Annotated in this window: 12 protein-coding genes; 1 reads left to right on the top strand and 11 read right to left on the bottom strand. The window is 34.1% G+C overall.

What is annotated here, in order from left to right:
- Positions 1 to 70: 70 nt before the first annotated feature.
- From ACTCDL_RS02740 to ACTCDL_RS02690, 11 genes are all read right to left on the bottom strand, one after another.
- The gene (locus ACTCDL_RS02740; protein ID WP_463173825.1) at positions 71 to 211 is read right to left on the bottom strand and encodes a hypothetical protein; all 141 of its coding nucleotides are present in this window, start codon (positions 209 to 211) and stop codon (positions 71 to 73) included.
- A 241-nt stretch (positions 212 to 452) separates the two neighbouring features.
- Positions 453 to 2,303, bottom strand: a complete 1,851-nt coding sequence (gene feoB, locus ACTCDL_RS02735; protein ID WP_463173824.1) for a ferrous iron transport protein B — start codon at positions 2,301 to 2,303, stop codon at positions 453 to 455.
- Positions 2,304 to 2,345: 42 nt separating this feature from the next.
- On the bottom strand, positions 2,346 to 2,558 hold the full coding sequence (locus tag ACTCDL_RS02730; RefSeq protein ID WP_463173823.1) for a FeoA family protein: 213 nt from the start codon (positions 2,556 to 2,558) through the stop codon (positions 2,346 to 2,348).
- Between the two features lie 402 nt (positions 2,559 to 2,960).
- Complete coding sequence (locus ACTCDL_RS02725) at positions 2,961 to 3,638, bottom strand: FMN-binding protein (protein WP_463173822.1); 678 nt, start codon at positions 3,636 to 3,638, stop codon at positions 2,961 to 2,963.
- 447 nt (positions 3,639 to 4,085) lie between these two features.
- The gene (locus ACTCDL_RS02720; protein WP_463173821.1) at positions 4,086 to 4,745 is read right to left on the bottom strand and encodes an ABC transporter ATP-binding protein; all 660 of its coding nucleotides are present in this window, start codon (positions 4,743 to 4,745) and stop codon (positions 4,086 to 4,088) included.
- Between the two features lie 105 nt (positions 4,746 to 4,850).
- On the bottom strand, positions 4,851 to 6,014 hold the full coding sequence (locus tag ACTCDL_RS02715; RefSeq protein ID WP_463173820.1) for an ABC transporter permease: 1,164 nt from the start codon (positions 6,012 to 6,014) through the stop codon (positions 4,851 to 4,853).
- A gap of 13 nt (positions 6,015 to 6,027) precedes the next feature.
- The gene (locus ACTCDL_RS02710) at positions 6,028 to 7,320 is read right to left on the bottom strand and encodes an ABC transporter permease (RefSeq protein WP_463173818.1); all 1,293 of its coding nucleotides are present in this window, start codon (positions 7,318 to 7,320) and stop codon (positions 6,028 to 6,030) included.
- 12 nt (positions 7,321 to 7,332) lie between these two features.
- Complete coding sequence (locus ACTCDL_RS02705; protein WP_463173817.1) at positions 7,333 to 8,616, bottom strand: Fe-S-containing protein; 1,284 nt, start codon at positions 8,614 to 8,616, stop codon at positions 7,333 to 7,335.
- A 76-nt stretch (positions 8,617 to 8,692) separates the two neighbouring features.
- Positions 8,693 to 9,235 carry an iron transporter gene (locus ACTCDL_RS02700; RefSeq protein WP_463173815.1) on the bottom strand — a complete coding sequence of 181 codons (543 nt, stop codon included), beginning with the start codon at positions 9,233 to 9,235 and terminating at the stop codon, positions 8,693 to 8,695.
- A gap of 31 nt (positions 9,236 to 9,266) precedes the next feature.
- Positions 9,267 to 10,472 carry an FTR1 family iron permease gene (locus ACTCDL_RS02695; protein ID WP_463173814.1) on the bottom strand — a complete coding sequence of 402 codons (1,206 nt, stop codon included), beginning with the start codon at positions 10,470 to 10,472 and terminating at the stop codon, positions 9,267 to 9,269.
- A gap of 228 nt (positions 10,473 to 10,700) precedes the next feature.
- Positions 10,701 to 10,982, bottom strand: coding sequence for a DUF2325 domain-containing protein (locus ACTCDL_RS02690; protein ID WP_463173812.1), 282 nt, complete (start codon positions 10,980 to 10,982; stop codon positions 10,701 to 10,703).
- An 817-nt stretch (positions 10,983 to 11,799) separates the two neighbouring features.
- Between ACTCDL_RS02690 and ACTCDL_RS02685 the strand changes: the two genes are divergently transcribed.
- Entirely contained in the window at positions 11,800 to 12,696 is an 897-nt protein-coding gene (locus ACTCDL_RS02685) for a pentapeptide repeat-containing protein (protein ID WP_463173811.1), read from the top strand.
- Positions 12,697 to 13,134 lie beyond the last annotated feature (438 nt).

Raw genomic sequence — 13,134 nt, 5'->3', positions numbered from 1 at the left:
TAGAAAGTACAGATTTCAATATTATATATTAAAATCAAAAAAAGAGTCTCAAGCTTATGCTTAAGACTCTTTATATTCCACACCCATCACATTCTGAACATTTCTTTAATAATATCTTAAAGCAACGAGGACACCGAATTACTGATTTATCTTTGACCTCATATCCGCATTCTGAACAGACTCTTACCTTCTTATTGGTATTACATTTCATATTTTTACACCCCTTATTTTAAAATTGAATATGTCGTTATAAGAGGATAGTGCGACACTTCGTGTCGAGTGTAAGCTATGAGTGTGTGTAAAATCTCTTTTTATTGAGGTTTACTCACACACACCCACTCACGCTAATTTTAAAAGTGTCCCAATATCTCCATAAAATCTATATTAATAAAAAAGTGTGAGCACTGAGCTAAACTCTAAGTAGTCTACTCACACCCACACTCTACACTCTATTAAAATAATGCTAATAATTTAGCAACAATACCACCTGTGACAAAGGCTGTAATCCAGCTTCCAAACCAGATATAAATACTTTCTTTCCAGCTTCTCTCTTTAATCATGATCAACATTGCTGCAATACATGGTACAAATAATGTAATTGTAATCAAAGCTACTGTAGTCTGAGCTGGTGTCATAGCTAAGCCAGTTAAACCAGCAGCACCAAAGTCACGGCGAACAATTCCCATAATAAACGCTGTAGCAGCTTCCTTAGGTAGCTCTAACCACCCTACAGTTATTGGAGCTACTGCATTTTGAATAGCATCTAAAATTCCAAACTCTTGCATTAAGGTAATTGCCACTGCACCAACTGCAAAGATAGGCCCTGCCTCTTTAATGAAGGATTTAGATTTGATAAAGGTCTTTTGCATAACATTACTCAATCTTGGCAGACGAAGTGGTGGTAAATCGATTAATAAATCTGTAGATTCACCAGGTAATATCTTGTTTAAAAAAGTTCCAGCCAGCACATAAACAGCAAAGATAGCTGCCACATAGACAATAAAAAACTTAGCACCCAATGGAGCAATTAACCCTGCAATAACCCCTAGCTGTGCAGAGCAAGGAATTGCTAATCCTAATAAGAAGACTGCAATAATCCTTTCACGCTTAGAGCCTAGTAATCTAGTGGTAATGGTAGCCATAGTTACACAACCAAAGCCTAATAACATCGGAATTACTGCTCTACCATTCAATCCCAAGGATGTCAACATCCTATCAACTAAAGCTGCGATTCTAGGCAAGTATCCTGAATCTTCTAAGATGGCCAAGAAGAAATAAAAACCAACGACTAACGGAAGTAATAATCCAAAGGTATAAGTAATAGTCATTGTCAATATTCCAAACTCTCCTACCAATAATTGACCTAATAATGAACCAGGTTCCACTATATTATGAACAATCCCTCTAATAAAAGGCTCATAAGTATTGATAAAGATAGTCTCTTCTGTAATTCCTACAACTGTTTGAGCGATAAATACTCCTACAAACTGATATAATCCATATAAAGCCAATAATAACATCGGAATTCCTGTTAACGGTCTTAACATCAATCTTCCTATAGTAGTTCGTAAGTTTGTTCCTTCATTTGTTTCAGTAACTACCTTATCAACAATCTCATTAACTCGCTCTCGACGATCTCTATAAATAGTCTCTCTATGCTCTAAAGGTTCAATATTATTCTTCTGGGCTACATGAGGGTCTCCTTCTAAAATCAATAAGGACTCTGATCTAGTTACTCCTTGAAATTTTACCTCTTCTAACTCTTCTTCTAATTTCAAGCTACTATTTCCAACCTTAGCAGTCCAAACCGCCTCTTTTACCTCACTTAATCCTTCACCTTTAATTGCAGTCGTTGGAATTACTGGTACTCCTAGTTCTTGACTTAAAGTATCAACATCTATATCCAACCCACTCTTTTGAGCCTCATCCATCATATTTAGAGCTACCAAGACTGGAATCCCCATATCGATAATCTGTTGGGTTAAAAACAAATCCCGTTCTAAATGGACTGCATCCACTATATTTACTACTACATCAGCTGAAGCAATCACATCTCTAGCTACAATCTCTTCATCATTAAAGGAAGATACTCCATAAACACCTGGAGTGTCGATCACTACATCATCTTTATACTTCCCTGAACTGATATCTAAAGTCGTCCCTGGATAATTAGATACATCGACATAAATTCCTGTAAAAGAATTAAAGAAGATCGATTTCCCTACATTTGGATTTCCTGCCAATACAATCTTTTTTGCACCTGCTGGTATATCAATCTGGTGACTTATATTACAACAATCCATTATATCCTTCCTCCTATTACTTATCAGTTATTTTTATAATTATTACTTGACTTTAATCTTTTGTGCTAATCTTCTTCCAACTGCAATCTCTTGTAGATTCCTCTTTAAAATCACTGGTCCTCCTGGTATCTTCTCTGCACAAACTACATTAGAACCTTCCGAAATTCCAAATCTCATTGCTTGAGCTCTAATCATCTCATCAGGAATCAAATCAATTTGGAACTTATCTCCTCGCTTAACATCAGCTAAAGTCATCTTAATGTCCCCCTTTTAATTATATACTTATTTTTAATATATTGATAACTAAAATAAAAATCATTATCATGTATTCAGATTAAAATACCTTTCAAAGTACTATATAACCATTATACTCCTGCAATAAATTACTTAATATGATAATAGTCACAAAACAGAATAAAAATCATTCTCATTTGTACTAATAATATTATAATAAATACTATTCTAGAAGTCAATGATTATCATTAATAACATTTTATTGAAAATAATAATCATTATCAATATACTTCGAAAAATATATATCAATTCTTTAGCTCTAGCTTTAGTACATTCTCTTCTTATGGATTATAAATTGATATATTAAATTTAATAAATTACTTATAAAAAAATAACCCGACAATGAGAGTTACTTCAAAAATTTTATAGGTCTAATCCTGCTTGTGCTAATGCTTGCTTTAAAGCAGAATTATAGGCATCAGTACTCACAGTAGCACCAGAGACTATATCTATATCTGTAGATTGCTGTTGAACTGCTGCCTTAGGAAAATCATTATATAACTTTTTAGCTGGATAATATGGATATCTAAAACCCTTATCCCCTGCTAATTCTTCTTTTTTCTCATCATGAGCCGGAATAATCTCTACCCTTTTAATCATCTTTTTATCAACTGTCACCTCTAGTAAAACATAGCCATGGTCTTCATAATCTTTGGCTATCCCATAATATAACTTCTCCTTATACTCTCCAGAAGCTATGGCTAAAGCCATATTTGTAGCCTCTCTATATTGATTATAACTTCTTGTTGCTCCTGAAATTAAATCAACCTCTGTCGATTGCTTTGCAATTACCTTGTGAGGGAACTCCTTAAAGAATTTTATTGCCTCTTTACTAGGATAATTCTCCCCTTTTAGAGGATTAATAATTTCCACTTGATCGATTTTGCCTTCTGTTATTGTTACTTCAATAACTACATCTCCATGCTTATCAGGTACATAACCAATATAGCTACCATCACGATAGTTACTAGCCGCTATTACTGGACTTACCACTCCAAATAATAAGATTAAAATCAAAAATATATTAGATGACCTCTTCATTTTAATGACCTCCTTTACAAGTAAATATGGGTCTAAAGTAAAGCGTAATTAATTCTTACAAATGTATGAATTTGAAATAAAATTTAATGGGTATATTGCGACACTTTTCACTTTTACAAAGTAAACAAATTCTTCATTGATCTAATTAAAAAAGTTACGAGAAAGCTTATCAGCTTTTTTCCCGTGTTACTTTTGCCATTGCCGCAAAAGTAACCAAAAAGTCTAGAAGAAAATTAAACTCTCTCAGCAATCAAAGTACTAATTATTATCATTGATTATATTCTTTATTTAAAATCTGATCAAACTCTAAGTTCTAGCTCAATTTTTGCTTCGTTCAAACATTAATCTTCTTCAGCTTAAAAATCTTCAAAATCTTTTAATTCTTAACTTTTAACTCTTAATTTTTAATTGTAAAAAGTGTCGCAATATCTCTATATAACGCCATATCTATATTTCACTCTCCAACTTCTTACCATGCTCTAAAATAATCTGTCTTTGTGCCAACTGACCAACCTTAGGGTCATGGGTTACCATCAAGATACTGTGCCCTTGCTGATGTAGCTCTTCAAATAAGTCTACTACTATCTGTTCATTCTCTTTATCTAGATTACCAGTAGGTTCATCGGCTAAAATCAGCTTAGGATAGTTGATCAAGGCTCTAGCAATACAGACTCGCTGTTGCTCTCCTCCAGATAACTCTTTAGGCAGGTGATTTGCCCGATGCCCTAAACCTACTCGTTCTAAAGCCTTTAACGCTTCTTCTTCATCAGCCATACTATGATAATATTGAGCTACCATTACATTCTCTACAGCAGTCAGATAAGGAACTAAATGAAATTGTTGAAAGACCAATCCAATCTTCTCTCTTCTAACTTTTGTAAGCTCTTTCTTATTCAGCTTAGAAATATCAATCCCATCTATCTTAACCACTCCCTTACTAGGAGTATCCATACATCCAATCAGATTTAACATAGTACTCTTTCCAGAACCAGAAGGTCCCATGATAGAGACCCATTCACCATGCTTTATCTCTAAACTCACATCATCTAATGCCCGTACATCACCATCATAAATCTTTGATACATTCTCTAATGTAATTAAACCCATCTTTAACACCTCGCCTTTATAATTTACAGTGTTAGTGTAGGTGAGAGTGTGAAAAAACTTAATAAAAATATACTCACACTGACACTGATCACTCACACTAAATTTTTATTCACCCTTCAACGTAACCGCTGGATCAATCTCTACCACTCTACTTACTGGTAAAGTAGATGCTATACAAGAGACTATAATCGATAAAGCAAAAGAAGAAATCATCACCATAGTTCTAAAAGAGATAGCTGAGTCAAAGACACTCTTACCAATCAACTGTGCTCCTAAAAATCCTAAACCATAACCTACTAAACCACCGATTCCACCTAAGATAATCGCTTCTGTTAAAAATTCAATGATTACATCCTGATTCTCAGCACCTAAAGCCTTCTTTAAAGCAATCTCCTCTTTACGTTCAGCTACTATTGTCATCATCGTTGTCGATACACACAATAAAGTAGAGAGTAAGATTACCATTACTACCAAGTACATTAATGATTTAATCTTATCTAAGACCTTACCTTCAGAACTAGCGATCTTTTGAATGGTATCTAACTCTACCCCAGATAGCTTCTGATTTATCTTAGCTGCCTTCTCCTTTAAATCTTCACCTTTGCTGATTACACTAAGGTAGGCTGTATTAACCTGTCCTTCTTTAGCCAATAATCTTTCAGCTACTCCTAGATTCAAGAAGATACGATTATCTGCATTATCACCAGTCTCTACTATCGCAGTGACTAGAAACTCTTCACTACCCCAGGTGTTCTCGGTAGCCAACTTCAGCTTATCACCGATATCATAGCCCAACTTCTCAGCCACATCCCTTCCAATTACTACTTCATCCTTTATATCATGATTTGTAGGTAGTTCACCTTCAATCTGCCAATAGGGATTGATCTTACCAATTTGATCAAACCAAGTTCCTACCAAAACAACAGGCTTGTTGCTTTTAAAGACAGAAACCTGTGATTCTACCTCAGCTATACCGTAAAGATTAGGACGATAACCGACTAGCTCTTCTTGACTAAACTCTGCAATCACTCTCTTTAATTCATTTAAAGAAAGGTTTTGAGCTTGACCTGAATTAGGCTTTAAAGCCAGATTTGCTCCATAAGTCCTTAGTTCTTTACTCATCTTGATATTGATATCATAATAAACACTAAATAGAGCTGAGATTACTCCAATTCCAACCACTATAGCAAAAAATACAATAGCAACCCTTGATTTTCTCTCCTTTAATGCTTGAGATATCATTCTCAAGAACATCTTCCACTTTTTCATAAGATCACTTCCTCTAACCGTGTAATACTTCAGCTGGTTCTAATTTTAGTGCAATCCTCAATGGAGAAATACTACCACACAAGGCTACTACACTTGCCAATAATAAGATAAAGGGCATTACTATCAATTTAACAGCAATAGCCATCCCAAAGACCTGTTGACCAATCAATCCCGCAAAACCGATACCTAACAGATAGCCCAATCCGCCACCAACAATACCAACCACTACAATCTCAATCACAAATAATGCTATCACTGCAAAATCACTGGCACCAATCGCCTTCAATAATCCAATCTCCTTCTTTCTTTCCAGCACCTTGGTAGTCATAATACTGGAAATTCCCAAACCAGAACTGATTAAGGAAGCTATAGTTACTAATAACATTAATAGCTGAATCTTATTTAAGACCTTCCCTTCAGATTCTGAAATCTGACGAACCTGTTTGGCTACAACTCCAGGAATCGCCTCTTCTATTTGGAAGGTTATAGAGCTAACATAAGCTGTACAATACCAAGTTTCAAATTCTTCATCACTCAAGGCTTCAGGATCTGCTTGAGCCTTTCTCGCTAAGTCATTAACTGGTGTAGTCAAGGCACTGACCTCTATCTTATCCACCTTACCCTCTAGCCCTACTGCCTGCTGTAAAAAATCTAGAGGTAGATAAATCTGCTTCTCGGCATCATCACCACTATTAATAATTCCAGCAACCTTTACTCCTTTACTAACTAGATTTTCTCCTTGAGCAAAGTCTAACTTAATGGTGTCACCTACCTGTAAGTCAAACTTATCAGCTAACTTCTCACCAATCATAGCTTGATTCTTATCTTTACCATCTTTAATCCAACTTCCGTCTACTTTCCACCATGATTTAATCTCCTTAACTCCAAATCTAAACTTCTCTCCTGTAGGAATCCTAATTTCATCATCAAACCAAGTACCAACTACAGGTATCTGTTCTCCATTCAAGCTTGCATTAGATTTTAAGTAAGGTGCTAAATTAACTATATTGTGGCGCCAAAAGATTACCTTTATTGCCGCAACATCCTCCTCTGCAATATAATCTTTCTTAGCTCCATGAGCATTGAAATCAACACCATCAATTTCTACTGGCAAAGACTCTGATTCTGGAACTACAACTATATTGGAACCATAGGATTTCAACTCTTGATTCATCTTATCTCCTACATCTAAGGATACACTCAACATTGCTGTAGCCAAAGATGCACCAAAGGTAATAGCTAAAATAGCCAATAATTTAGATTTAATCCCTCTAGTAAAAGAGCTTTTTAACATTCTAATTAACATAATTTACACCTCCTACTTCGCAAAGAAATCCTCTCTTGCTAATAAATCATTTAAATTGATTCTAATACTATCCTGATCAACTCCATAAGGTAGCGGAATAGGATTACATCCTCCTGGGAAGTTGATTGTCATCTTATTCATTACTACATCACAACGCTTACAGACCACCTCATCATCACGTTGATAGTATCCTGCTACTCCACAGATTTCGCAGGCATCATAGACTACACCATAAGCATCATCTGCCTTCTTAATTAAGAAGAATTTAATTAATGTACCCCTCTCTGTCTGATAAGAATAACGGTGTATCTCTCCATCCTCTAACTCTGCCTTAGAAACAATAAATTCACCTTTCTCTGGCTGCACTGCTATAGCAGGAACTAGCTCTATCTCCTGATTAGCATAAATATAACTTACTCCTAATATGGCTATACAGAATAATAATACTCCTACCCCAGTCTTAGCCCAAAACACTTTACTCTTTAAGTCCCCTTTAATCTTTCTAGCTTCAGCAGGATTTAAAGCTCTAAGGTCTGTTAACCTTTCCTTCTTGAATAGATTGATAAATAATGAAATAACTATTATACCTACTAAAATATAGAAAAATCGTTCAATATTATTATAAAGTGGTGCCAGTTTAGAGATCAGCTTTGGAGTAGCTGTAATAAGACCCTTAACTATAAAACCATAAAAGGCTAAAATACTTAAACGTACTAAATTAATTAGATAAATCAATATAGTTAAATTGCGACTCCCCACTATTGTCAGTTTCTTATGAGATTTAACCAAAGTAAAAGCAAAGGCTATACCCAAGACTATCCCTAAAACTCCACCAAAGTACTGCAATAATAGGGCTGTATTAAAACCAGTTGTCAGCATCTCATTTTGTGCCATCTCTTTTGGAAATAAAAATAGCCTCGTTTCAAATTTTACTCCTAAATATAAAGTAAATAGAAAGACCATAATCTCTGAAAACAAAGAACTCTCTAGCTGTATTTTACTACCATTAGCAGACTTGCTTCTATATTTATTACTCTGATAATAAATCCACCCAATCATCACTATAGTTAGCACAAATCCAGTAAAGGATAAGAAGATTTCAATCTCCTTAGCAATCCTAAGATGATTCAATGAGTAAACCAATAAAGCACTGAATAGCAAAGCTAACGATAATCCACCATAACCATAATTAGCTAATCTCTTCCTCTTAATCTTATAGATAAATCCAAATAATAGTCCACTTAAAATTGCCAACTCTAAACTATCCCTTAAGGTCAAGGCTAAAGTTTCTAACATAACTAACACTCCCTTCATAAAAGACTAAATCCCCAGGCTTAATTTCCAAAACCTGGGGTTAGTCTATGATAGTTGATTAAATATTACCTGTATAAGTGAAGTCCCACTCAACTTTGATAGGCTTCTTCCAGAATCTCTTTTCAACACCTGTCTCTTTATCAACATGTTGTAAGAAATCTTGTTTAGCTGGTGAATAGATAATGAAAGCCAATTTATAATTACCAATCCCCATCATCTTAACATTTGCACCATAGTGAGGTCCATCACTAGCTACCATGGGCATGAAAGTACCTTCTTGTACTTCACCAGTCTCTACATTCTCTAATCTATAATCTACTGTTAAATATGGAACCCATGCTCCAAAAGGAATACCATATGGATTTCCTAATAATGCTGCAATATCTGCTTCAATATGAAGGTCAGACTCATTTACAGCCAAACCTGCCTTATCATTTGGCTCCATGGGTACTGATTGGAAGTATACTGCTGCAATCTGCATATGATTAACTTCCTTTGCCTCTCCAATTGGATATTCTGTAAATGCATATGTATTAACTCCTACTCCTACTAACAAAGCCATTACCATCACAAAAGCCAATATCGATCTTCTCAATTTCATCTTAACCCCTCCAAAAATTTCATTTATATTTTTAAGCTACTTGCTCATTTCCTTTAAAGGAATAGACTAAACCAATAATCGCTGCTATAAGTAATAGCACCTGTAAACTCAAGGTCTGCCAGGTCGGATAGACTCCTAACCAAGTTATAGTTGGTAATCCATCAATTCTGGTTGTTCCTAAAACAGATGCTTCTTGTAACTCTCTCATTCCTTGACCAGCAAATACAAAGGCAAGATAATAAAGTAGCCCACTAGTTACCATAAAGAATGGTTTTAAAGGCAACTTCAAGCTTCCTTTCTGTACTATCATATAGATAATTGCTAAAGCCACACAACCTACTAAAAATCCTAAACCAATCATCCCATAAGCACTCTTATCAGTCTTAGCAAATAAGGCTTGGTAGAAAAGAACTGTCTCTGCCCCTTCACGATAGACTGCTAAAAAGACCGCACTCCATAAAGCCCAACTATTACCAGTAGCCAAAGAATCCTTGACCTTACCCTGAATATACTCTTCCCATTTCTTAGCCTCTACCTTGCTGATTAACCAGAAACTCACTGAGAACAATACTACCATTGCCAGTAACATCGTAATACCTTCTAGTAACTCTTGACCAAATCCACTGATATGAAATACATATTTAAATAAAATTGCTGTCAAGAAACTGGCTATAATTGCTACTATTGTACTGTTATATACTGTCTTAAGTTTATCTTTATTACCAGATTTGATTAAGTAAGCAAGAATAGCACTAATAACTAAGATTGCTTCAAATCCTTCTCTGACAATAATCATAAAGGAGTAAACAAATTTAGCCAAAGGACTATCATCTTCTCTAGGTGCTAATTCATTTAAGCTTGTAGCATATACCTCTAGTTCTTTTTCTAACAAATTTGCTAATTCTTGTACTTGTTGTTGACTAGCCCCTTTATCCATTAGCTTCTTAATTTGGCTGAACATATACTCAACCTTAAAAGCATTCTGACCACCTATGTAACGTTGTATAGCCTGTTCCATCTCTTCACCTTCAAAAGGAATAAAGTACGCATCAGTAACACTCTTTTTAGCCCCTTCTACATCACCTTGTCGATATAGCTTAAGGCCTTTATTGATTCTAACCTCAATATCCTCTGTAACATCATGCCAAGAAGCTGCATAAGTATCAACAGTAAAATTTACTATTAGCACAGATAACATGAAGAAGATTAATAATAACCTATTAAATCTATTATTCATCATTTTCCCCCTTTCTCTAATCTTGATTTTAATTTTGAAATTCATTATCAATGCGAATCAAAAAAATATACTTCTTCTAATCTGATTCAATCCGAGTTAGATTAAAATGAAACTCGTTATCAACATTTAACATTATAGTTAATTAATCTTATTTTGTCAAGGATTTAGTTAAATTAGTTTCTTTAACTAAATTTGAAAAATATAGTTTTCCAACAAAAATTCTTGGTTTTAATTCAAAAAGCCACAAATATCTAACTTCTTATAGATACAAGACCACGATCGACGACAAAATACAACTGGAATGTCGCAAGACTTAGCCTTACACTTGACATTTTCACAGAGATTATGGCTGATAAAATCGGTCATAACTAAGACCATATCTGCATCTGTACTCAGCTGAAATTTATAAGAGTTTCTACCAGTAACATGCTCTATCTCCTTAAAACCTAATTTACTAAGCCTATCTGGAATATTTCCTAGCCTATCGCCTCCTACAATCACAATCGACATAGCTGTCCTCCTCCCCATCTCAAATGATATCAATTATCATTTATACTTATTATATCTTATCCTCTAAAGTCTTGTTGTGAGATATCTCACAAAGACCTTTAAAAAAATTATTCCCTCAAATTGTTAAAACAAGAATGATTCTCATTATATGTTATTATAATAAATTGATTATTTTTTGTCAAGAAAATACTTGGAGTTTATATTTTTTCCATAATTAAGCTGTATTGTGGTAGTATTAAAAGTAATCCCTTCAAATTTCTCAATAATAATCTATCTCACAACTAGAACTCTACTTTCAAAAATCTTTCAAGTATCACTTCCCTACTACTAGTTTTTCTCCTTCTAAAAATTTAATTTCAATTAATTCTTTAAATCAATTTAATGGAGTTTATTCTAATTTTTTAAAAGGATATATTGGTAAATTAGTGAATTATTTAAATGAACTATTAATTATAGATATCCAAGTCTAAAGTGTAATTTAATGGATATATTGTGACACTTTCGTATTAGTGTAAGTTATCAGTGTGAGTGTGTGTGAAGTGCTTTTATATTGGGGTTTACTCACACTCACACACCCACTCACACTGATATTTAAAAGTGTCGCATTATCTCTATATTGTTTCACTCTAAAGTTGGATGACATACATCGTTAATATAAAGGTTATATAAAATAGCCTCTATAAAGGTAGGTACTGTTAAAAGGTTAAACACCAATGTATATGAATATGGATAGTTCATTTTTAGAATTTAAAATTATTTTAAAGTTATATATTTAGTAAAAAGCTAGAAAAACAGGTGAATTTGAGGTGAATATATTATGAAATATCTATTTAAAACTAAGGTAAAGAATCAACTTATGTCCAAGGATAACTCCCCTGATAATAACTATCGTATTCTTCGAGCAGATTGTGAAAATTGCTTCGGTTTATGCTGTGTTGCACTCTATTTTTCAGTTACAGAAGGCTTCCCTATTGATAAAGAAGCAGGACAGCCTTGTATTAACTTGCAAGAAAATTTTAGTTGTTCTGTTCATAAAAATTTAATAGAACAAGGGCTTAAAGGATGTGTTGCCTTTGATTGTTTTGGGTCAGGACAAAAAGTTGCCCAAGTCAGCTTTAGTGGACATAACTGGAGGAAAGTTCCTGAATCAGCAGAACAGATGTTTGATGTATTTTTAGTCATGCGACAACTGCATCAACTACTATGGTATCTTACAGAAGCATTGATGTTAGAAGAAGCTTCTTCTATTCATGGAGAAATTAGTTCTATGCTTTATAAGATAGAGGGTCTTACTTATCTTAGCCCAAACTCACTTATGGAATTAGACGTTGAAAAACATCATAGCAATGTTGATAATCTGCTTTCAAAGACCAGTCAACTCGTCAGAGTTAGAACTTGTAAAGCAGAAAATAATATCTCAGTACATAAAAAAAGACTTGGAGGAAGATTAGACTTTATTGGAGCAGATTTAAGAAAAGGTAATCTAAAAGGACAAAACTTTAGGGGTGCTTACCTTATTGCATCTAACCTTAGAGGAGCCGATTTGAGTGGTGCTGATTTCCTTGGTGCTGACCTCCGAGATGCCGATCTCAGAGGAGCTAACTTAAGCAAGAGTATTTTTCTTACTCAAGCTCAAATTAATGCAACTATGGGGGATCATAGTACAAAACTCCCCTTATCACTTATTAGACCAATACACTGGGAAATTAAATAAGGTTAAATGAAACTAGTCCTTTCTTGCCTAATAAAACTCCATATAAATTGCTTGTCTACCTATTATACCAACATGAGGTTAAGAGCTTTACCCAAGATAATTTTATAGTTATATGATTATAGAAAGGAATTGATTCTAAATGAGAACAGGATTAGATAAATTATATGAGAAAGATTTAGATTCCTTGCAGTCCCCATAAAGGCTAAAAAGGTTGCTGCTCTACCAATTAGAGCTTTTGTAGAAATTTTAAAGTAAGAAGATAATAGAATCTATGTGGTGAATTATATGGATTTAATTTAACAAAATTTAGATAAAAATTATGATATGGAGGTATTTAAATGAATAAAGTGAAGGATATTAAAGTATTAATTTTGTTACTATTACTTGTCATATTAGTAGGATGTGAGAATACTGAATGGACTTTAGGTAAAGAGGAAT

The organism is Orenia sp. (genome assembly GCF_055140805.1).
Note: the sequence above shows the minus strand (reverse complement) of the source record. Positions and strands in the feature narration are given on the sequence as shown.